Annotated in this window: 18 protein-coding genes; 8 read left to right on the top strand and 10 right to left on the bottom strand. The window is 69.3% G+C overall.

What is annotated here, in order from left to right; genetic code table 11:
* Window positions 1–11 precede the first annotated feature (11 nt).
* The 5 genes from WMR31_RS09795 to WMR31_RS09775 are packed head-to-tail and all read right to left on the bottom strand — an operon-like array spanning window position 12 to window position 5,855.
* Window positions 12–971 carry an ABC transporter permease gene (locus WMR31_RS09795; RefSeq protein ID WP_340538621.1) on the bottom strand — a complete coding sequence of 320 codons (960 nt, stop codon included), beginning with the start codon at window positions 969–971 and terminating at the stop codon, window positions 12–14.
* Entirely contained in the window at window positions 968–1,894 is a 927-nt protein-coding gene (locus WMR31_RS09790; RefSeq protein ID WP_340538620.1) for an ABC transporter permease, read from the bottom strand. Before WMR31_RS09790 ends, WMR31_RS09795 begins: the two co-directional genes overlap by 4 nt.
* Window positions 1,894–2,958, bottom strand: coding sequence for an ABC transporter ATP-binding protein (locus WMR31_RS09785; protein ID WP_340538619.1), 1,065 nt, complete (start codon window positions 2,956–2,958; stop codon window positions 1,894–1,896). Before WMR31_RS09785 ends, WMR31_RS09790 begins: the two co-directional genes overlap by 1 nt.
* Window positions 2,955–4,016 (bottom strand): ABC transporter ATP-binding protein, encoded by a 1,062-nt coding sequence (locus WMR31_RS09780; protein WP_340538618.1) that lies wholly within the window; start codon window positions 4,014–4,016, stop codon window positions 2,955–2,957. The genes WMR31_RS09785 and WMR31_RS09780 overlap by 4 nt, the downstream gene beginning before the upstream one ends.
* 36 nt (window positions 4,017–4,052) lie before the next feature.
* On the bottom strand, window positions 4,053–5,855 hold the full coding sequence (locus WMR31_RS09775; protein ID WP_340538617.1) for an ABC transporter substrate-binding protein: 1,803 nt from the start codon (window positions 5,853–5,855) through the stop codon (window positions 4,053–4,055).
* A gap of 286 nt (window positions 5,856–6,141) precedes the next feature.
* On the opposite strand from WMR31_RS09775, the gene WMR31_RS09770 reads away from it, so the two are divergent.
* From WMR31_RS09770 to WMR31_RS09755, 4 genes are all read left to right on the top strand, one after another.
* Complete coding sequence (locus tag WMR31_RS09770; RefSeq protein ID WP_340538616.1) at window positions 6,142–6,825, top strand: winged helix-turn-helix domain-containing protein; 684 nt, start codon at window positions 6,142–6,144, stop codon at window positions 6,823–6,825.
* A gap of 50 nt (window positions 6,826–6,875) precedes the next feature.
* A complete protein-coding gene (locus WMR31_RS09765; RefSeq protein WP_340538615.1) occupies window positions 6,876–8,234 on the top strand; it encodes a HAMP domain-containing sensor histidine kinase in 1,359 nt (452 codons plus the stop codon).
* On the top strand, window positions 8,231–8,509 hold the full coding sequence (locus WMR31_RS09760; RefSeq protein WP_340538614.1) for an Lrp/AsnC family transcriptional regulator: 279 nt from the start codon (window positions 8,231–8,233) through the stop codon (window positions 8,507–8,509). Before WMR31_RS09765 ends, WMR31_RS09760 begins: the two co-directional genes overlap by 4 nt.
* 160 nt (window positions 8,510–8,669) lie before the next feature.
* Window positions 8,670–12,599 (top strand): Ig-like domain repeat protein, encoded by a 3,930-nt coding sequence (locus tag WMR31_RS09755; protein WP_340538613.1) that lies wholly within the window; start codon window positions 8,670–8,672, stop codon window positions 12,597–12,599.
* Between the two features lie 36 nt (window positions 12,600–12,635).
* Here WMR31_RS09755 and trpD read toward each other — a convergent pair whose 3' ends face one another.
* Genes trpD through WMR31_RS09740 form a run of 3 tightly spaced genes read right to left on the bottom strand, consistent with a single transcriptional unit; the run spans window position 12,636 to window position 15,128 of the window.
* Complete coding sequence (gene trpD / locus WMR31_RS09750) at window positions 12,636–13,670, bottom strand: anthranilate phosphoribosyltransferase (RefSeq protein ID WP_340538612.1); 1,035 nt, start codon at window positions 13,668–13,670, stop codon at window positions 12,636–12,638.
* Window positions 13,671–13,674: 4 nt separating this feature from the next.
* Entirely contained in the window at window positions 13,675–14,088 is a 414-nt protein-coding gene (locus WMR31_RS09745) for an Rv3143 family two-component system response regulator (protein WP_340538819.1), read from the bottom strand.
* 8 nt (window positions 14,089–14,096) lie between these two features.
* On the bottom strand, window positions 14,097–15,128 hold the full coding sequence (locus WMR31_RS09740; protein WP_340538611.1) for a cytochrome c oxidase assembly protein: 1,032 nt from the start codon (window positions 15,126–15,128) through the stop codon (window positions 14,097–14,099).
* A gap of 74 nt (window positions 15,129–15,202) precedes the next feature.
* On the opposite strand from WMR31_RS09740, the gene ctaE reads away from it, so the two are divergent.
* Genes ctaE through qcrB form a run of 4 tightly spaced genes read left to right on the top strand, consistent with a single transcriptional unit; the run spans window position 15,203 to window position 19,612 of the window.
* Window positions 15,203–15,841: an aa3-type cytochrome oxidase subunit III gene (ctaE, locus tag WMR31_RS09735; protein ID WP_340538610.1), complete on the top strand. Its 639-nt coding sequence runs from the start codon at window positions 15,203–15,205 to the stop codon at window positions 15,839–15,841.
* 56 nt (window positions 15,842–15,897) lie between these two features.
* Entirely contained in the window at window positions 15,898–16,809 is a 912-nt protein-coding gene (gene qcrC / locus WMR31_RS09730; RefSeq protein WP_340538609.1) for a cytochrome bc1 complex diheme cytochrome c subunit, read from the top strand.
* A complete protein-coding gene (gene qcrA / locus WMR31_RS09725; RefSeq protein WP_340538608.1) occupies window positions 16,806–17,867 on the top strand; it encodes a cytochrome bc1 complex Rieske iron-sulfur subunit in 1,062 nt (353 codons plus the stop codon). The genes qcrC and qcrA overlap by 4 nt, the downstream gene beginning before the upstream one ends.
* Window positions 17,864–19,612, top strand: coding sequence for a cytochrome bc1 complex cytochrome b subunit (gene qcrB, locus WMR31_RS09720; protein WP_340538607.1), 1,749 nt, complete (start codon window positions 17,864–17,866; stop codon window positions 19,610–19,612). The genes qcrA and qcrB overlap by 4 nt, the downstream gene beginning before the upstream one ends.
* A 143-nt stretch (window positions 19,613–19,755) precedes the next feature.
* Here qcrB and WMR31_RS09715 read toward each other — a convergent pair whose 3' ends face one another.
* Together WMR31_RS09715 and WMR31_RS09710 are read right to left on the bottom strand one after the other, a co-directional pair.
* Entirely contained in the window at window positions 19,756–20,727 is a 972-nt protein-coding gene (locus WMR31_RS09715; RefSeq protein ID WP_340538606.1) for a type IV toxin-antitoxin system AbiEi family antitoxin, read from the bottom strand.
* A 112-nt stretch (window positions 20,728–20,839) separates the two neighbouring features.
* Window positions 20,840–22,090 (bottom strand): L,D-transpeptidase, encoded by a 1,251-nt coding sequence (locus WMR31_RS09710; protein ID WP_340538605.1) that lies wholly within the window; start codon window positions 22,088–22,090, stop codon window positions 20,840–20,842.

Genomic DNA, 22,090 nt, shown 5'->3' with positions numbered 1-22,090 from the left:
CCGGACCCGGCTCAGTGCAGCCGCACCCGGGGGTCGAGGAAGGCATAGCCGACGTCGACCAGGATGTTGGCGACCACCACGGCGGCCGAGGCGAAGAGCACCACGGCGATGATCACCGGCAGGTCCTGCTGATTGATCGCGTCGATGGCAGTCTTGCCGAGCCCCGGCAGGCTGAACACCGTCTCGATGATCACCACCCCGCCGATGAGCTGTCCCAGGTCGATGCCGAACTGCGTCACCACCGGGGTCAGGGCGCTGCGCAGCCCGTGCCGGACGATGACCCGGCCCTCTCGCAGTCCCTTGCTGCGGGCGGTGCGGACGTAGTCCTCGCCGAGCACCTCGAGCATCGAGCTGCGGGTGAGCCGGGTGTAGGTCGCCGCCAGCAGCAGCGCCAGTGAGAGCCACGGCAGGATCAGGTGCTGGGCCCACGCTCCCACGCTCTGCGTGATCGGAACGTAGCCGCCCGGCGGGAACCATGGATGCCCGGCCACGGTGAGCTTGTAGTAGAGCAGGTAGAGCAGCATCAGCCCGAGGAAGAACGAGGGCATGGAGTAGAAGAACAGCGCGAGCACCGTGAGCGCGCGGTCGGCGAGCGAGCGCGGCCGGACCGCGGAGATCACGCCGTTGGTGACGCCGAGCAGCAGCCAGATGACCGCCGCGCCGAGCGCGAGGGAGAGGGTGATCGGCGCCGCCTGCCCGAGGATGCGGGTCACCGCGACCTGGTGGTAGTAGTCGTAGCCGAGGTCGCCTCGCAGCGCCTTGGTCACGAACGACCAGTACTGCTTCCACAAGGGGCGGTCCAGGCCGAGGCGATGGTTGATCAGGTCGATCGTCTGCGGGGTCGCCTGGCGTCCGGCGAGGGTCCGGGCGACGTTGCTGGGCAGCACGAAGAACAGCCCGAAGACCGCGAGCGTGATGACCCACAGCACGAAGATGCCCAGGGCGACTCGGGTGAGCAGGAACCGGATCATGGTGTGGTCCTGGGATCGACGGCGTCACGCACACCGTCGCCGAACAGGTTGAACGCGAGGGTGGTGACCACCAGGGCGAGGCCGGGAAAGACCACGAACCACCAGGCCACCGTGTAGTCGGTGCGAGACTCCGCGATCATGCCGCCCCAGTCGGCGGTCGGCGGTTGCAGACCGAGTCCCAGGAACGACAAGGCGGCCTGGGTGACGATGACGACAGGGATGAGCAGCGTGGCGTAGACGATCACCTGCGCCGTCACGTTCGGCAGGATGTCGACGAACATGATCCGGACGCTGCTGGCTCCTAACGAACGCGCCGCCTCGACGAACTCGCGCTCGCGCAGCGAGAGCACCTGACCGCGCACGATGCGCGCCATCGAGGCCCAGCCGAAGAAGCCGATCACCAAGATCGTGACTGTCAGCCCGGGAGAGGTCACCGAGACCAGGGCGATCGCGGCGAGCAGGAACGGCACGGAGAGGACGACGTCGATGAGCCGGGCCAGCACCGTGTCCACCCAGCCGCCGAAGAAGCCGGCCGCCAGTCCCACGACGACGCCGATCGCCACCGTGAGCAGGGTGGCCAGGACACCGACGCCGAGGGAGATGCGGGCGCCGTAGGCGATCCGGACGAGGACGTCGCGTCCGAGGTCGTCGGCACCGAGCCAGAAGCTGCCGTTCGGTCCCACCGGCAGGCCGTCCGGCGTCGTGGCCTCGGTGAGATACTGCTGGTTCGGAGGATGGCCGGTGACCGTGGCGAAAAGCGGAGCGAAGATCGCCATCAGCGTGATCAACACGATCACCGCCAAGGAGACCATCGCGACCCGGTCGCGTCGCAGCCGCTGCCAGGCCAGTGCCCAGGGGCTGCGTCCCCGAATCGTCGGAGTGTGGTCGACCGTGGCGGTGCTCGCCGGTATCGAAACGGCCATCACGACCTCGTCTCCGAGTCGGTCCTGGGCTGTCCTTCCGAGCCGACCAGCTCCTCGCCGCGGTGCAGCGGGAAGTGGCAGGCGGTCACGTGGACGACGTCGTCGTGGAGCACCGGCACCAGGCTCGGATCATCGAGGGAGCACCGCTCCTGGGCTCTGGGGCATCGTGGGTGAAAGTGGCAACCGGCCGGTGGGTCGACCGCCGACGGCGGATCTCCCGGAAGCAGCGTCGTGGTCCGGCTGTCTGAGGCGTCCGGATCCGGGATCGGCACCGCCGAGAGCAGCGCACGGGTGTAGGGATGGCGCGGCGTCGAGAAGATCTCCTCCGTGGGAGCCGACTCCACGATCCGGCCCAGGTACATCACCGCGATCCGGTCGCTCACATGCCGCACCACCGACAGGTCGTGGGTGATGAACACGTAGGTGAGGCCGAGCTCCTCCTGCAGGTCGCTGAGCAGGTTCAGGATCTGCGCCTGGATGGAGACGTCGAGGGCCGAGACCGGCTCGTCGCACACCAGGAGTCGTGGCTGCAGGGCGAGCGCCCTGGCCACCCCGATCCGCTGCCGCTGCCCTCCGGAGAACTCGGCCGGGAAACGGTTGTAGTGCTCGGGATTCAGGCCGACCATCTCCATGAGCTCCTGGACCCGCGTTTTACGGTCACGCCGACCGGCCACGTGGTGGATCACGAACGGGTCGCCGATGATCGAGCCCACCCGCCGCCGCGGATTCAGTGATCCGTACGGGTCCTGGAAGATCATCTGCATCTCTCGCCGGATCGGTCGCAGCGCACGCCTGGAGTGGTGCGTGATGTCCTCGCCGTCGAAGTACACCGCGCCACTGGTGAGGTCGTAGAGGCGCGTCATGCATCGTGCGAGGGTCGACTTGCCACACCCGGTCTCCCCCACCAGCCCCAGCGTCTCCCCGGCCGCCACCTCGAGGTCGACGCCGTCGACGGCTCGGACCCGGGCACCACGGACACCGCGCTCGTGGAACGTCTTGGTGACGGCGTCGAGAGCAAGGAGGGGATGGCGGCTCTCTCGCCGGCAGTCGGTCATCGCGCTCATCGGGCCGGCACCCCCTCCGGCGCTGACGAGGCGCTCGGGCCGCGTGGCGCGCCGGGGAGGGCCTCGTCGGCGTGATCGGGTGGCAACCAGCACGCCGAGAGATGAGCCGCACCCCGGGAGTCGGCGCGCACAGCGCTCGGAATCGGCCTGGGCGGCGGCGGGGTGGTGCGGCAGGCGTCGAAGGCCCGAGGACACCTGGGCACGAAAGGGCACGGCTCCAGCCTTCCGACCAGGCTGGGCGGGCTGCCGGCGATCGGCGTCAGCCGTTCTCTGTCCCCCGTGCCCCTGGCCGGCAACGACGCCAGCAGCCCGCGTGTGTAGGGATGATGCGGGTGATAGAACAACTCGCGACGGCTGGCGCGCTCCATCGCCTGGCCCGCATACATCACCACGACGTCGTCGGCCATCTCGGCGACGACTCCCAGGTCGTGGGTGATCAGGACGATCGCGGTGCCGAACTCGCGCTGCACGCTGGACATCACCCCGAGCACCTGCGCCTGGACCGTGACGTCGAGTGCCGTGGTCGGCTCATCGGCGATCAGCAGAGCCGGGTCGAGCGCCATCGCCATGGCGATCATCGCGCGCTGACGCATGCCGCCGGAGAACTGGTGCGGATAGTCGTCCACACGACGCGCCGGGTCGGGGATGCGCACGAGCCGCAGCAGCTCGATCGCGCGGGTCCGGGCCGCTCGCCTCGACATCCTCCGGTGGGCACGGATCATCTCGCTGATCTGCCAGCCGACGGTGTAGAGCGGGTGCAGGCTCGACAACGGGTCCTGGAAGATCATGCCGATCCGCGCGCCCCGTATCTCGCGCAGCTCCGACTGTGTGGCCTGCAGCAGATCGATGCCGTCGAAGGTCGCGCTGCCGGTGATCCTCGCTCCGGGCAGCAGCCCGGTCAGGGTCTGGGTCGAGACGCTCTTCCCCGAGCCCGACTCGCCGACCAGGCCGAGCGTCCGCCCGGCGTCCACCGAGAACGAGAGACCGCGCACCGCCTCGACCACGCCGTCCGCGGTCTCGAAGGAGACCCGGAGATCGGAGACCTCGAGCAGCGCCATGACGTCGTCCGTGGTGTGGTCTGGTCGGCGGTCTCGTCAGTTGCCGTTGGCGTCCGGGCTGAGCCAGACGTTCGCCGGGTCGAAGTTCTGGAAGGCCGGCACGTACACGGCGTTGTGGACCTGGCTGGCGTGATAGGAAGCCTGCTGCGGGTTGGTGATCGGGAAGAAGACCGCCTGGGTCATCACCCGCTCGTCAGCCTTGGCCCACAGCGCAGTGGACTCCGCCGACGTCTTCGCGGTACTCGCCTGCTCGATCAGCTTGTTGGTCTGCGGATCGTCGTAGAAGCCGAAGTTGCTTCCGACCGGAGGGAACGACGGGGCGCCGGAGAACAGTGGCGCGAAGAACGACAGCGCCGCATCGCCGTACCAGTCGGCTCCCCATCCGGCGATCGCGAGATCCCAGACACCGCGCTTGGCGACCGTCGGGACCTGGAGATAGCGGGTGTAGAAGTCCGCGTCCGGAGAGGGGACGCCGGTCACCTTGATCCCGACTTTGGAGAGGTCCTGCTGGATGACCTGGAAGACCTTCGAGGAGCCCTGGGACTGGTTGCGGTACAAGACCTTCAAGGTAAGCCCGTTCGGGTAGCCGGCCTGCTTGAGGAGATCGGTGGCCTTGGTGTCGTCGTGCTGGTAGAGGTCGATCGAGGTCGAGCCGTCGATCGACGACGGGAGCACGTGGGTCAGCGACTGGTTGAGCGAGGGGCCGCCGAGGACGCGGATCATGTCGTCACGGTTCAGCGCGTACTCGAGCGCCTGCCGGACCTGGAGGTTCTGGAGCGCCGATCCGTTGTTCGGCGAGACCATGTTGAAGACCACGTAGGGATTGCTCGACGACGTCGGTCCGAGGTCGAGGCCCGGGTCCTTCTTGGCGAGCAGCCCAGGCACCTGGGACGGTGGCGGCGCCATGTCGAAGCCCATGTCGGCCGAGGGGGTGTTCGTCTGGAGCTGCTGCTGGATGGAGTCCTGGCTGACGGACTCATCGATGTTCACCTGGTCGACGTAGGCATGTCGGACAGGGTCGGTGGCGGCGTCCCATGCCGGATTGCGGACGAACTGGATGCTCTTGGTCGGGTTGTACGACTTCACCTCATAGGGCCCGTCGCTGATGGTGTGCTGAGCCTGCTCCGCGCTCGCGGGCAGATAGGCCAGCTGCTCCACCGGCGCCGGAGAGAAGGCCGTCAGGGTGAGCATGTCCACGAAGTAGGTTGCCGGATGGGTCAGATGGAACACGACGGTCTGGGGGTTCGGGGCCGCGACGCCGGGGAGGTCGGTCTTCTCGATGTAGCTGCGGAACGCCGAGACGTTCGTCGGCACCTTCGCGAAGCCGTCGCAGAAGGTCTGATAGCCCTCGATGAGACCGGCGAAGTCTGGAATGCCCCCGAACGGCTGCTGCGGATTGCAGGTGCGCTTGACGCCGCGGACGACGTCTGCCGCGGTCACCTGCCGCGCGGGCGAGGTGTTCCACTTGGCACCCTGGACGAGGTGGATCGTGTACGTCTTGCCGTCCGCGCTGATGCCGCCATTGGTCGTGGTCGGCATCACCGTGGCCAGGTCCGGGACCGCGGTCTCGGTCTGGCCGGGCTCTGCGGGATAGGTGAACAGCTGACGGCTCCACAGCCGGAGCGCGAGATAGCCGACGGAGTAGTAGCTGATGTTGGGGTCCATGTAGTCGACGTCGCCGGCGCCCAGCATGTTGAGCGTGCCGCCCTGCTGGGCCCCCTGGGTCGTGCCGTTGCGAGCGTTCTGGGTCACCTGGCCGGCGGCCGAGGGGTTGTTCGACGACGACCCGCCGCACGCCGACAGCGCGAGCAAGCCGACTGTGACGAGCGACAGTGCCACGGTCCGACGGCGTGACCGACTGCTTGAGTTCGACAGCGAGCGCATCGTTCCTCCTCGGCCGCCTCGGTGGTCGCGGCCACTCCTCGCGACGCTAGGTGTCCCCCGGCGCCGCCAGGACGAGCCCGGCGAGTTGTCATGCAACTGCCATCGGCGCGCACGCGCACGCGGGGCCGGGCCTCGCGCAGGGCAGCCGGGATGACGGCCGTCATGGTCGTCATCGATCCGACACCCGGCACCACCCGACTTGGGGCTGGGATCCGTCGCCGTCCGGGGGCATCCTGGAGAGGTGAAGCGGCGGGTCCTCTTGGTCGAGGACGACCCCAGGGTGCGACGGGTTCTCCGGCTCGCCCTGGAGGACGAGGGGTACGAGATGCTCGAGGCGGCGACCGGCCGGGAGGGCATCGCCGCGCTCCGCCTTGCGCCCGATGTCGTGCTGCTCGACCTGATGCTTCCCGACACCGACGGCTTCGGCGTGTGCCGCTGCATCCGCCGCGACTCCGCCGTGCCCGTGATCATCGTGACCGCACGCACCGACAGCCACGACATCGTCGCGGGGCTCGAGGCCGGCGCAGACGACTACGTCACCAAGCCGCTGGTCGCCAAGGAGCTCTCCGCACGGATCCGGGCCCTGCTGCGCCGGACCCGCAGCGTCGAGGACGTCGTGTTCGAGGCGTTCACCGTCGGCGAGCTCGAGCTCGACGTCGAGGCCGCGACCTGCCGTCGCGCCGGCGTCGAGCTGTCCTTGACCCGCACCGAGTTCCGGCTGCTGGCCGAGCTCGCTCGCGCCGAGGGCCGGGTGTGCAGCCGGGACCACCTGCTGGAGAAGGTGTGGGGCTACGGCTACTTCGGCGACAGCCGGCTGGTCGACGTCCACATCCGCCGGCTCCGCAAGAAGGTCGAGCGTGATCCGGCGACGCCCGAGTACGTCGTCACCGCGCGCGGCATGGGCTACCGGCTCGTGCCGGGCTGAGCTAACAGATGGCTGGGCGCTGGCGTCGGAGGCTGGGTCTACGGGCCCGGGTGACGCTCGCGCTGGGTGCCCTCTCGCTGGCCGTCGCCGGGTCGATGGCGATCGTGTCCTGGACGTTGGTTACCCACAGCCAGCTCGACCAGCGACGTCAGGAGGTGCTGGCCGAGGCCGAGGACGACGCAGGACTGGTCGGACTGGTGTTGGCCCGGGGCGCCGCTCCCGGCCAGGCCATGGCCGCGTTGACCGGGACCCCGCCACCGGTGGCGCTGCTGTGGCGCGATGGCGCGTGGTACTCCGCGGGGCTGCGTCCCGAGGATCTCCCGGCCCGCCTCTCGGACCCGACGCACAGCGGCCGCACCCAGCTGAGCCCGGAGCAGATCGGTGGCCGCGACGTCCTCTTGGTCGAGGTGCCGATCCGTCCGACCGGCTCCCTCCCGCATGCCCACGGAGGCGGTCGGTACTACGCCGTCTTCGGGCTCGACGCCGTGGAGAGCCTCGAACGCCGCCTCGCGCTGATCCTGCTGGCGGCCGCCGTCGGCACCGGCGCCGCGGGGATCGTGCTCGGCCGATGGCTCAGTGACCGCGCCCTACGCCCCCTCCGCGGCCTCACCGAGGCCGCCGAGGCGTTCGCACAGGGCGACGTCGAGGCCCGCCTCGAGGCCGCCGGCGATCCTGACCTGATGGGGCTCGCGCGCTCCTTCAACGAGACCGCCGAGGCGTTCGGCAGACGGGTGGCCGCCGACGCCCGGTTCGCCGGCGACGTCAGTCACGAGCTGCGGACGCCGCTCACCACCATGCTCAACTCGCTGGAGCTGATGGAGAACCGCCGCGACGAGCTACCGGACCGGCTTCGAGAGCCACTCGACCTGCTCGCCGGCGATCTGGCCCGGTTCCGGACGCTCGTGGTCGACCTGATCGAGATCTCGCGCGACGACACCGCCTCGCACTGCGACCACGATGAGCGGGAGCGCATCGAGATCATGCGGCTGTGCCGGCACACCGCTGCTGCGACGGTTGGCCGCGACGTGCGGGTCGATGGCCCCGACGAGCTGTACCTGGACGGTGACAAGCGGCGTCTGGCGCGCGTGGTGGCGAACCTCGTGGCGAACGCCGAGACCCATGGTCATGGCGTCCGACGCATCGAGGTGACCGGCTGTGGAGCCCGCCTCTGTGTGGCCGTCGAGGACCACGGCCCCGGCGTCGCCCCGGCCGAGCGCGACCGGATCTTTCAGCGGTTCGCGCGCTCGGTGGACCCCGCCGGCTCCGACAGCGGCGGCGTCGGGCTGGGACTGGCGATCGTCGAGCGGCACCTGTCCTGGCACGGTGGCGGCGTTCTGATCGAGGACGCCGACGGCGGTGGCGCGCGCTTCGTCGCCTGGGTTCCGTGGGACCGTAGGCTGAGGCCATGATCACCGCCATCGTGTTCGTCAAGGCCGAGGTCGACCGGATCCCCGAGGTAGCCGAGACGATCGCCTCGCTCGAGGGGGTCACCGAGGTCTACTCGGTCACCGGCCAGATCGACCTCATCGTCATGGTCCGCGTCCGCAACCACGACGACGTCGCCGCGGTGATCGCCGACCGCGTCAACAAGGTCGAGGGCGTGCGCGAGACCGAGACCCACATCGCCTTCCGCGCCTACTCCCGCCACGACCTGGAGTCCGCGTTCTCGCTCGGCCTGGACTGACCGGCAGGCCGGACCCTCGCACAACCCCCCGGTGAACCGGGGTTGACCGGTCTGGACCGCTCCCAACCGACCGGCTCGGCTTCTCAAGTCGCCACGAGGACCGACCGAGATTCCCGATGCCCCCACATCGGTGGGCAGCCGTCCTATCGGGAGTTCCTGCATGCGTCAGCGTCGTACTCGTGTCCGCCTAGCGAGCCTGCTCGCCACCCTCGTGGTCGCCACCGGGGTGGTGACCACCAGCGGCGCCGCTCCGGCGACTGCCGCGGTCACCTCGCCCGGAAACCTGCGGGCCAGCGATGCCCCCACCCCGGTCCTCGCCTGGGACGTGGTCAGTGGCGCCACCGGCTACGACGTCGAGGTCTCGACGACCTCGACCTTCGCGACCAAGCTCGTCTCGGCCTCGACCGTCAACCGCCAGTACGTCCCGGTGGGTCAGATGCCGACCGGCGAGGTGTGGTGGCGGGTCCGCGCCAAGGACACCAGCGGCGCCGGTGAATGGACCACCGCGAGCTTCTCCCGTTCCGCGGCGGCCGCACCGACCCTGGTGGCTCCCGCGCCCGGCGTGTCCTTCCAGGCACCTCAGACGCCGCGCTTCACCTGGGACCCGGTGCCGGGAGCGACCTCCTACACCGTCGAGACCAGCCGGGACCCGGACTTCACCGACCCGGCCGGAACCTCCGCACTCACGCAGAAGACCACGGCCGCCTACCTCAAAGGCTATCCGACCGTCGGCGACTACTACTGGCACGTGCGCGCCGAGCTCAGCGGAGGCCACTGGACCCGGTGGTCCGAGCCGCGCCTCTACTCGATCCGCGGTCTCGACCCCGCGCAGCTCACGGCGCCGGCCGACGACTTCTCCGGCATCACCGACGTCGTCCTCGACTGGGAGCCCGTCCCCGGAGCGGCGACCTACGAGGTGCAGGTGAGCCCCGACGACGGCTTCCTCGCCGCTACCACGAGCACCACCAAGGACATCGCCGGTACCCGGTTCACGCCGCCGAGCGCGCTCAATCACGACGAGTACTACTGGCGCGTACGCCCCGTCGACGCCAGTGGCAATGCCGCCCCATGGCCGGCGACCCCGTGGAAGTTCCGTCGAGCCTGGCCGGATCAGCCGACGCTGGTGCACCCTCTCGGGCAGGTGAGCAGCGACGTCCCGTTCTTCTACCAGTGGGACGCGATCGACCGGGCAAGCAGCTACGTCGTCTATCTCTTCAACGACGCCGGCGAAGAGATCTGCAACTCCATCAACCGGCCGACGATCCACACCACCCTCGCCAACACGTGCGTCCCCTCAAAGACCGGCGACTACAGCTGGAAGGTGCTCGCGCGCAATGACGTCGCCTCCGGCAGCCAGACCCTCACGACCCTTCTCGCGCAGACGGCCGGCACGTTCCACTACACCGCACCGGGCCCGATCACCCCTGCCTCGCCCGGAAGCCTGTCGACCGATCAGGTGACAGGTCAGGCGGCATCCCTACGCGGCACCACCAGCTATGGTCTCGGCACGGCGCAGGATGCCTGCAGCACGCGGCTCCCCGGGACGTGCATCGATCTTCGCAACACGCCGGTCCTCACCTGGGATCCGGTGCCGGGGGCCCTGTCGTACAAGGTCACGATCTCCCGCGACAAGGAGCTCACCAACAAGCTGACCACCTACGACGGGGTCGTGGTGAACAGCTCGATGTTCACCTTCGTCTCGAGCCTCCCCGACAGCCAGGCCGGGTCGGCCTACTTCTGGGTCATCCAGCCCTGCTACGACCTCAACGGCGCCCAGTGCGCACCGATCCAGTACCCGGCCAACTCCTTCGCGAAGAAGAGCATCGCTCCGACCCTGCTCGGTCCCGCCGACGGCGCCACAGTCTCCGACGACGTGACCCTGTCGTGGACCACCGCGCTCGCGGCACAGCGGGCTCCGGGGGCATCGACCGGATCCACGCTCACCACCGACGGTTCGGTCGAGGCGAAGTCGTACGTGGTCGAGACCTCGGTGGATCCGACGTTCGCGTCCACGATCGAGACCGCCACCGTCGACCAGACCAGCTACACCTCCCCGTCGGCGACCTATCCCGAGGGGATCGTCTACTGGCGCGTCCGCGGGATCGACAGCAGCAACAACCAGACGGTCTACAGCGAGGTGCGGAGCTTCGTGAAGCGCTCCCCCGTGCCGGTTCAGCTCACCCCCGCGGACGACGCCGAGATCGGCACGGACTTCGCCGTCAGCTGGCAGCCGTTGCCGTTCGCGAAGTCCTACAAGATCGAGGTCTACGCCGGTTCGACGCTGGTCAGCCCGGCCGGCGCCTCCACCATCTACTCCTCGTGGTCCCCGTCGTCGCCGTTCCCGGTGAGTGCGGAGAGCTACACCTGGCGGGTCCGCCGCGTCGACGCGAAGGGTCGGGAAGGAGCCTGGAGCGACTTCCGCCGGTTCAAGGTGGTCGGCTTCCCTCCCGCGCTGGCAACGCCCGCCGCGGGGCAGTTGGTCGAGCCGACCGGCGGCCTGTTCTCCTGGGACACCGACCCGCGAGCAGCCACCTACCGCTTCGAGCGACGCAAGCCGAACGACGCCACCAATAGCATCGCGGAGAGCCAGGTCACTCGGGCCACCTCGTGGGCACCGACCTCGGCGCTGCCGGCTGGTACCGCCCAGTGGCGGGTGGTCAGCCTCGACGCCTCCGGCAAGGACCTCGCCGCCTCCCCGTGGCGCGAGTTCGTCGTCATCGACCCGCCCGCTGTCGCCACGGCCACCACCATCTCCGGCAGCGGTCAGATCGGCACCGAACTCCGGGTCTCGGCGCCCATCTTCGACCCGGCGGCGGAGACGACCACCTACCAGTGGATGCGTGAGACCTCCAAGATCACCGGGGCCACCGGCGAGGTGTACACCCTCACCACCGCCGACCTAGGCAAGAGGATCAGCGTGGTCGCCACCGGCACCCGGACCGGATACAAGTCGGCCTCGTCGCAGAGCAACGGCATCACCGGTATCGCCGGCAGTGCCATCGCAGCGACCGCACCGCCGGTGATCACCGGAGACGCGCACCCGGATCGCCGGCTCACCGTAACCCCCGGCGTCTGGGAGAACAGCCCCTCGGTCACCCGACAGTGGCACCGCGACGGCGTCGCGATCGCCGGTGCCACCAGCACGACCTATCTCGTGGCCGCCGCCGACCTCGGTCACGACCTGACCGTGGTGGAGACGGCGAAGAAGACGGGGTACGAGAACAGCACGGCCACGAGCAACCCGGTCCAGGTCACGACCGCGCCGGCGCTCGAGCCGACCACCTCGCCCGCGATCACCGGGACCCCATACGTCGGGCAGGTGCTCCGAGCCACGGCGGGCACCTGGCCGAGCGGATCGAGCGTCACCCGCCAGTGGTACCGCGACGGGGAGCCGGTCGCCGGCCGGACCAGCACCTCCTACACGCTGACCGCAGCCGACGGCGGCCACGAGATCACCGTCGTGGAGACCGCGAAGAAGACCGGTTGGTCGAACGGAACCGCCGCGAGCGACCCGGTCTTCGTCGAGGCGCCACCCGCGGTGTCCATGCTCTCCAAGCCCGCGGTGACCGGGACGCCGAAGGTCGGCCAGACGCTCACGGCGAACCCGGGCACCTGGAACGCGACCTCGGCGCGATTCACCTACCAGTGGTTCCGCAACGGCGTCGCAATCGCCAATGCGACGCGGTCGTCCTACACGCCGACCGCCGCCGACGCCGCCCGCCGGGTGCACGTCGTCGTCACAGCGACCGCCACGGGCTACTCGCCCGCCTCCGCCGCGGCCGCGCCGGTGACGATCGCCAAGATCGCCTCGACCACCGCGGTGACGATCTCACCGACCAAGGTCACCAAGAAGATCCGTGCGAAGGCAGCGATCCGGGTCACGGTTCCTGGGCTCACCACCCCCGGAGGCACCGTCACCATCTACGACGGCGCCCGCAAGCTGGCCACCAAGCCGGTCGGCACCGGAAGCATCACCTACAAGCTGCCGAAGCTGTCGGTGGGCAAGCACAAGATCAAGGTGGTCTACAGCGGCGGCGCGCAGGTGGCCGGCTCGTCCAAGACCGTCACGGTCAAGGTCACCAAGAGGTAGCCACACCGCGGGAGGGGCGTGGCCTCCTGAGTCAGCTCAGGAGGCCGCGGCCACCCAGCGTGCGAGTGCCTCACGAGCGGCGCCGGTGTCGATCGCGGCGGCCGCACGCACGATCCCGGCGGCCAGCGCCTCGTCGACCGGGTCGCCCGGAGCCTGGTGCACCGCCAGGGCCGCGCCGGCGTTGAGGACGACGGCGTCGCGGACCGGCCCGGGCTCGCCGTCGAGCATCCGGCGCACGACGTCGGCGTTGTGGGCGGCATCGCCGCCGCGCAGGTCGGCGGTCGTGGCGCGGGCCAGTCCGTGGTCTGCGGGGTCGATCGTCACCGCGGCGACCTCGCCGTCGTGAACGGTCCACACCTGCGAGGTGGTCGTCGTCGTGAGCTCATCGAGGCCGTCGTCGCCGCGCACCACCCAGGCGTCGTCGCCGCGACGGGCGAAGACCCCCGCCATCACCGGCGCCATCCGCAGGTCAGCGCAGCCGATCGCGGAGGCCGCCGGTCGGGCCGGGTTGGCCAACGGGCCCAGATAGTTGAACGTCGTGGCGATGCCGAGCTCACGGCGCGGGCCGGCCGTGTGCCGCATCGCGGGGTTGAACGCCGCGGCGAAGCAGAATGTGATGCCGGCCTCGCGGGCGACGTCGGCGACCCGGTCGGGCGCGAGGTCGAGCCGGATCCCGAGCGCCTCGAGCACGTCGGCGCTGCCCGACATCGAGGAGGCCGAGCGGTTGCCGTGCTTGACGACGGTCGCCCCGGCACCGGCGGCGACGATCGCGGCCATGGTCGAGATGTTCACCGACATCGAGCGGTCGCCGCCGGTGCCGACGACGTCGAGCAGGCGGCCCTCGACCGAGATCGGGACCCGTCGCTCGTACATCGCGTCGGCGAGGCCGCTGAGCTCCTCGCTGGTCTCGCCCTTGGCCCGCAGCGCCACGGCGAACCCGGCGACCTGTGCCCCGGTGGCCTCTCCGGCGAGGATCTCCCCCATCGCCCAGCCGGTCTGCTCCGCCGAGAGGTCCCGTCCGGCGACCAGGTCACTGAGCAGATCGGCCCAGGTGGTGGGCTGCTGGCTCACCGGATCAGGTGGCCGGGACGCGCGAGTGGAGCAGGCCGATCACGACGTCGGCGAGCACCAGCGGGTCGATCGGTTGCGGCACCGCGGCGTCGGCCCGGGACCACGTGGCCAACCACGCGTCTTCGGGGCGGCCGGTGAGCACCAGGATCGGCGGGCATCCGAAGATCTCGTCCTTCAGCTGCTTGCAGATCCCCATGCCTCCGGCGGGCGCGGCCTCGCCGTCGAGGATCGCCAGGTCGATGCCGCCGACGTCCATGTTGGCGATCACGACCGGCTCGGTAGCCACCTCGACGTACACGACCTCGGGCAGGTCGGGATAGGGGCGTCGCCCGAGCGCCAGGATCACCTGCTGACGGGTGTTCACGTTGTCGCTGTAGACGAGCACCTTGAGCGGGGGTGTCGACTCCCCCGACTGCATGTCATCGGTCACGAGCCGGATCCTACGCGTCCACTGTCGCCGGCTCGCGTCGCGTCGTCCTCGGCGGACCTCTCGGCCTTCGTGGTCGGGGGCTCTGCCCTGCCGGCGCGGGCGGCTCGCGCCTCCATCAGGTCCAGACGCCGATCCTCCCGTTTGGCCTCCTGCATCGAGGAGCGCACCCATTGGGCGAACAGGACGCCGAAGAACGAGAGCCCGATGAGGTCCCCGGAGGCCCACAAGATGCCGCCGGCGAGCTCCTGGTCGACATAGGGGTCGGGCAGCCAGGCGCCCATCGGGCCGTTGTGGAGCGATGGGTACCAGTCGCCGCCGATGAGGGTCGACTGGCCCATGATCGTGACGCCGAGGAAGGCATGGAAGGGCAGGGTGAGCACGGTCAGCAGCACCCGGAAGGGGTACCCGACCCGACCGGGCACCGGATCGATGCCCATGAGCGGCCAGAAGAAGAGGGCGCCGACCAGGACGAGGTGCACGTGCATCATCTCGTGGATCCACACCGACTCCAGCGAGGCGCGGTACCAGCCGGAGAAGTACAGCGCCCAGGGCGAGACGATGTACAGGGCGAAGGTGAGCGGCGGGAACGAGAGCACCTTCGCCACGCGCGAGTGCAGCACCGCGAGCAGCCAGCGCCGGGGCCGCGGCGGCAGGGTGCGCAGGGCCAGCGTCACGGGCGCCCCGAGGGCCAGCGCCAGCGGCACCATCATCGACAAGATCATGTGCTGGACCATGTGCACGCTCAGCAGGGCGGTGTCGTAGGTCGCCAGGCCGGACGACGTCGCGAGGTAGAACGACCCGAGCCCCACCCCCACGAACGCGATCGTGCGGCCCACCGGCCAGTGGTCACCCCGTCGGCGCAGGGTGCCGACGCCGATCAGGTACAGCCCGCCCGCCCAGACGGTGATCACCAGCGGGAGCGGCGCCAGCGACCACTGGGTGAACATCGACTCGGCGCTGAACCGGGGAAGCACCTCGGAGGCAGTCAGGACGCTGCCGAGAACGTTCGAGGCCGATGATTCCCACACATCTGACAGGGTAGAAGAGCGGCACACCCGGGGGGTGTGGTGCCCCCGGGTGCGGGTCGGGCCATAATGCTCTCGTGGCGACCACAGCAACCGTTCCGGCATCCCGGCTTCACGGGCATCACGACCGCCCGTCGATGGTGGCGGTCGGCACGATCATCTGGCTCTCGAGTGAGTTGATGTTCTTCGCGGCACTGTTCGCCGCGTACTTCACGATCCGCTCGGTCAGTCCCGAGTTGTGGCAGGTCAACACCGAGGTGTTGAACGTGCCCTTCGCCTCGGCGAACACCACGATCCTGGTGCTCTCCTCGCTCACCTGCCAGCTCGGCGTCTTCGCCGCCGAGCGCGGCCAGGTCGGTCGCACCGGCAAGCTGTGGAACGTGCGCGGCTGGGGCCTGCGGGAGTGGTTCATCCTCACCTACGTGATGGGCTCCATCTTCATCGCCGGCCAGGCGCTCGAGTACGCCGAGCTGATCCACGAGGGCATCACGATCCCGAGCTCGGCCTACGGCACGATGTTCTACCTCACCACCGGGTTCCACGGGATCCACGTGACCGGCGGCCTGATCGCCTTCCTGCTGGTCCTGGGCCGCACCTATGTGTCCCGCAAGTTCACCCATGAGCAAGCGGTCAGCGCGATCGTCGTGTCGTACTACTGGCACTTCGTCGACGTCGTGTGGATCGGGTTGTTCGCGACGATCTACCTCATCAAGTAGCACCGACCCAACTCGAAACCGACGCCCGAACCAACGACGACCTAGGGAAGAGAAACGTGCGCCTCCTGAACCGCTCCGCCGGTCGCCTCTCCCGGCACCGCAGAGGCCCGCTCGCGGGTCTGGTGGTGCTGCTGCTCGGCCTCCTGCTCACCGGGGGCATCTACTCGATGTTCTCCCCCGGCGCCCGAGCCGACGAGACCGCCACGACCGCCGAGGACATCGCCGCAGGACGGGAGCTCTTCCTGGTCGGGTGCGCGTTCTGCCACGGTCAGAACGGCGAGGGCGTGCTCACCAAGCGCGGCACCCAGTACGGTCCGGCGCTCACCGACGTCGGCGCCGCCTCGGTCGACTTCCAGGTCGGCACCGGCCGGATGCCCATGGCTCAGCCGGGCCAGCAGGCCGTGCGCAAGGCGGTCGTCTACACCGATGAGGAGATCCGCCAGCTCTCGGCGTTCGTCGACTCCCTCGGCACCGGCCCCGGCATCCCCGACGCCTCGGTCTACGAGCTGCCCTCCGACTTCACCGACGAGGAGCGCCAGGAGGCGATCACTCGCGGTGGCCAGATCTTCCTCACCAACTGCACCGCCTGCCACAACTTCGACGGCTCCGGCGGTGCCATGCCGCGCGGTGGCTTCGCCCCGACCCTGCGCGGCGTCGAGGCCAAGCACATCTACGAGGCTCTCCTCACCGGACCGCAGTCCATGCCGTCCTTCTCCGACGGCAACCTGACGCCGGAGGAGAAGCGCGACGTCATCGCCTACCTCAAGGAGACCGAGGCGGACCCCGGCTACTCCGGCTTCAGCCTCGGCGGTCTCGGCCCGGTGGCCGAGGGCGTCTTCGCCTGGTTCCTCGGCATCGGCGGCCTCGTCGCGGTCGCGATCTGGATCGCCGGGCACACCACCCGATCCACCAAGAAGAAGCCCGCCGTGTCGTCGGGCTCCACCAGCACGACGGGAGCCGACGCGTGAGCGACACCCAGCACCCCGACTCCCACGGCTCGCTCGAGCCGGTCGAGGAGCCGATCCCCAACCCAGGACTGCACACGCACACCTGGCGCCCCACCGACGTCGATGACCACGCCAGACGGCGCGCCGAGCGCCAGGTCTCGATGCTGTTCGGTCTCTCGGCCCTGTGCACCGTCGCCTTCGTCGTCTCCTACTTCACCTTCAAGATCGGTGACAACTGGGACACCTTCGCCGGACTCGGCGCATCGACGGTGTTCTTGGGCGTCTTCCTCGGTCTGGCCCTGCTCTTCATCGGCTTCGGCATCATCCAGTGGGCCCGCAAGCTCATGGGTGACCAGGAGATCGTCGAGATGCGTCACCTGGCGGCCTCCTCCGCCGAGGACCGCACCGCCACGGTGGAGGCCCTCGAGCTCGGCATCGACGAGTCGGGCTTCAAGAAGTACAAGATGGTCCGGCGTTCGCTCCTGATGGCCGTCGGACTGCTCGGGGCGCCCGCCGTGGTGATGCTGCGCGACCTCGGCCCGCTGCCGCAGCAGGTCGAGAACGCCTCCAAGGGCACCGGCCTCAACCACACGCTGTGGGGCGTCGGCGGCACCGTGCGCGTCCTGCGCGACGTCGTCGGCACCCCGATCCGGGCCTCCGACCTCCAGATCGGCGACCTGGTCAACGCCGTCCCCGACGGCATCTTCCAGCTGCACGGCACCGCGCTCCAGGAGGCCAAGGCCAAGGGCGCGGTCATCGTGGTGAAGATGTCGCCCGACGAGATCGTCTCCCAGCAGGGTGGCGACGAGGACTGGAGCGTCAACGGCATCGTCGTCTACTCCAAGATCTGCAGCCACGTCGGCTGCCCGATCTCCCTGTACGAGCGCACCACCCACCACGTGCTGTGCCCGTGCCACCAGTCGACGTTCGATCTCGCCGACTCCGCCAAGGTGGTCTTCGGGCCGGCCGCTCGCCACCTGCCGCAGCTGCCCTTGGGCGTCGACGAGGAGGGCTTCCTCGTCGCCACCAAGGACTTCCAAGAACCGGTCGGACCGAGTTACTGGGAGCGTGACCGATGAGCATCGACACCAGCAAGGTCGCCGAGAGCAACACCACCGCCGCGACCGCCAAGAAGCCGACCAAGGCCGGAGCCGTCGCCACTTGGGCCGATGACCGCCTCGGGCTCGGCACCTCGATGAAGAAGCAGCTGCGCAAGGTCTTCCCCGACCACTGGTCGTTCATGCTGGGCGAGATCGCGCTGTGGAGCTTCGTCGTCCTGCTGCTGACCGGCGTCTTCCTCACCTTGTGGTTCGACCCGAGCATGGCCGAGTCGGAGTACCAGGGCGCCTACGATCCGCTGCGCGGGCGCGAGATGTCGCAGGCGATGGTCTCGGCGGTCGAGCTGTCCTTCGACGTCCGCGGTGGCCTGCTGATGCGCCAGATGCATCACTGGGCGGCTCACATCTTCATCGCCGGGATGATGATCCACATGATGCGGGTGTTCTTCACCGGCGCCTACCGCAAGCCTCGTGAGCTCAACTGGGTCATCGGCTGCCTGCTGCTGCTCCTCGGCAGCCTCGAGGGCTTCACCGGCTACTCGCTCCCCGACGACCTGCTCTCGGGCACCGGCGTCCGGGCCGCGGACGGCTTCCTCAAGGCCACCCCGGTCGTCGGTACCTACATGTCGTTCTTCCTGTTCGGCGGCGAGTTCCCCGGCGATGCGATCATCCCGCGTCTCTACATCATCCACGTGCTGTTGATCCCGGGCCTGCTCCTGGGGTTGATCGCTGCCCACATGCTCCTGCTCGTCTACCACAAGCACACCCAGTGGCCTGGGCCTGGCCGCACCCAGCAGAACGTGGTCGGCTATCCGATGCTTCCGGTCTACGCCGCGAAGGCCGGTGGGTTCTTCTTCATCGTCTTCGGTGTCGTGGCTCTGCTCGGCGGGCTCTTCACCATCAACCCGGTCTGGAAGTTCGGGCCGTACGACCCGACGAAGGTCACCGCGGGCTCCCAGCCCGACTGGTACATGGGCTGGCCCGACGGCTTGCTCCGGATCATCCCCGGCTGGGAGTCGGTCATCGGCGGGTTCACGCTCTCGTGGAACGTGATGATCCCGATCTTGATCGTGCCCCCGTTGATGCTGACGATCCTGATCCTGCTGCCGTTCTTGGAGTCGTGGATCACCAAGGACAACCGCGAGCACCATCTGCTCGAGCGTCCTCGCAACCGGCCCACGCAGACCGCGATCATGGTCTCGCTGATGACCTTCTACGGCATCGCCTGGGCTGCCGGCGGCAACGACATCATCGCCATCAAGCTGCACCTGTCGATCAACCAGATCACCTACTTCTTCCGGGTGATGATCTTCCTCGGGCCGCTGATCGCGTTCATCATCACGCGGCGCTGGTGCATCTCGTTGCAGCGTCACGACGAGGAGAAGTTGCTCCACGGCTACGAGACCGGCATCATCATGCGTTCCCCCGAGGGCGGCTACTCCGAGCGTCACCTGCCGATCAGCAACGACGCGGCCTACAAGATCACCGCGCGCCCGCGTGACGAGGTGTTCGTCGCGAACGGCCGGATCGACGAGAACGGGGTCGCCGCGCCCGGCGGCAAGCTCGACGGGCTGCGGGGCAAGCTGTCGGCGTTGATGTTCGCCGACAACGTGCAGAAGCCCACGGCCGAGGAGCTCGAGGCGGCCCGGCACCACGCCGAGCACGAGCACCAGCTCACCGCGGCCCTCGACGGCCACTCCGCGGACGGCCACCAGTTCGACGGCCACCACTCCGTGGACGACGAGACCCTCCGCGGCAGCCACTGAGGCGCCCCTCCCCCGCACCACCGGTCGCCGACCCGTCAGCCATAGCTGACGGGTCGGCGTCACTTTTGCGCTGACCCGTCAGCTATAGCGGACGGGTCGGCGCGGATCGCACGCTGACCCGTCAGCTATCGCGGACGGGTCGATCACGCTGCGCTGTGCGCGCCGCCGGCGCGCCGGCGAATCCGCCCGGCGGCGTCCCACCGGCGCCGCAGGGTGATCGGGAGGTCCTGACCGCGGCCGACGACATTTCGGCGCCTCGCCACGGTGAGGATCCAGTCACGGCGCTCGCGGAGCCACAGGAGCCTCGCCCGGTCGTGCGAGCGCTGTGACGGTCCATGAAACTCCTCGCCGAAGTACTCGAGACCGAAGCGCTCCTCGGGAAGGCCGATGTCGATGTAGTAGCGGCCGCCGTCCGGCGCATCGACCGGCACCTGGCACTGCGGCCGGGGCAGCCCGGCGTCCCACCAGCGCAGGCGGGCGATGCTCTCGAACGGCGACGCGGCGCCGGCGTCCGCGATCGAGACGAGCATGCGAGCCTGGATCACGCCGCGAAAGCCCTTGAACCGTGGCAGCTCACCCGCGATCTCCTCGACCGAGCACAGCGAGGCGAGCGCGTCCAGGGCGGCGAGCGCCTGGTCACGGTGAAGCAGTCGACCGAGATCGCACGCGGTGCGTAGCGGTGTGGTGGCCAGGACGCCGTTGACCTCGACCGCGTCGCGAAGGGCCAGGCGCCGCTCACCGCTGTCGACCAGGCCGTTGCGCAGACGGCGTCCGGGTGGCGCGAACACGCTCACTCTCGGCACCGTGAGGTGCTCACCCGGAGCGAGGGCGCGGTCGCCGAGCCAGAGCCATGCCGCAGTGCGGTCGGTGACGACGCAGTCGGACGGCACGATGAGGCGCAGCGCTGCAAGACGGAGCTCCTGGGAGTCCTCCACTCCGTGCCTGTAGTAGACGCCCGGAATCGGCCAAACCAGGGCGCCGCGGTCGACCAGATCGCGGCATTGCCGGTTGGTCAGGCCCGCATCCTCGGCCTCCCGAGCGGAGAAGGGCGCGTGACTGGAGGGCAAGCGTGCGAGGAGCTCGTCGAACTGACGAGAGGTGCGTGGCCTGGTCATGGGAGCCATCGTCCCCAGCCGATGGTGCGTCCCGGCCGATATCCACAGGCCATCGCTCCGCCTGCGCGCTGACCCGTCCGCTATAGCTGACGGGTCAGCGGAAATGGGTGAGTCAGGCGAGTGCGGAGCCGGCGCGGTAGTCCTTGAAGGACTTGTTCCAGTCGCCGTAGCCGTTGTCGAAGGTCATGGGGCGGTCGGTGCCGGTGTACTCGACGACGTCGCCACGGCGGCTCATGGCGTAGAGCCAGGCGGCGTTGTCGGTGCTCAGGCCGGTGCAGCCGTGCGAGACGTTGGCGTAGCCCTGGGACCCGACCGACCACGGGGCGGCGTGGATGAACTCACCGGAGTTGGTGACTCGCATCGCCCACTGGACGTTGTTGATGTCGTAGGCCTCGGCGCTGCCCTGCGGGATGCCGACGGTCTCGGAGTTCATCCGCTTGGAGTCGAACTTCTCCATGATCACCTTGACGCCCGAGCGGGTCGTGAAGCCCGGCTTGCCGGTGGTGATCGGGATGGTCCGCAGCAGGTCGCCGTTGGAGTAGACCTGCATCTGGTGGCTCTTGGCGTTGACCTTGTAGATGTGGGCGTCACCGACCTGGAAGTCGACCTCGCGGTTCTCCTGGCCGTAGATGCCGTTGCCGGCCTCCACGCCGTTCACGTCGACGTCGACGCTCACCTCGGTGCCCGGCTGCCAGTAGGACTTGGGGCGCCAGTGCGCGGTGGTGTCGTTGAGCCAGTACCAGGAGCCGGCCTGGGCCGGGGTCGAGGTGACCTTCATCTGCTTCTCGAACGCCGCCTTGTCGGTGACCGGCAGGTCGAAGGTGACGACGACGGGCATTCCGACGCCGACCGTCTCGCCCTGGAGGGGCGCGACCGAGGGATAGGTCTGCTGGTCGAGGGAGAGGTCCGCGGTGGTGAAGCTCAGGCGGCTCCGGGCGGCGGTGTCGCCCTCGCCGGCGCGGGCGGTGACGGTGTACTTGGTGCCCGGCTCGAGCCGGTCGGTCGCGGTCCAGGTGGCGCCGTCGTCGGCGATCGCGCCGGCGACGTCACCGGCCTCGGACGTGACCTTGACGTCGTCGAGCAGCCCGCCCTTGGCCGACACCGAGACCAGCGTGGAGACCGCGACATCGCTCGCGCCGCGCTTCACGTTGGACGTGATGGTGGCGCGTGGGGTGTCCACGGCCGGGGCGTTCGACCCGCCGTCGCTCCCGGCGTTGCCCGCGTCGGTGCCGTTGCCGCTTCCGGTCGAGCCGTTCGCGGCCGCCTCGGATCCGGAGTCGTCAGAACTGCAGGCGGCCAGGGAGAGGCCGAGGACGGCAGCGAGTGCCGCGGCGGCCACTCGAGCCGAGGGACGCACGGACAT

Source organism: Nocardioides epinepheli (assembly GCF_037936805.1).
In the GTDB taxonomy this organism is placed as follows: domain Bacteria; phylum Actinomycetota; class Actinomycetes; order Propionibacteriales; family Nocardioidaceae; genus Nocardioides.
This window is presented reverse-complemented; position numbering and strand designations above follow the sequence as displayed.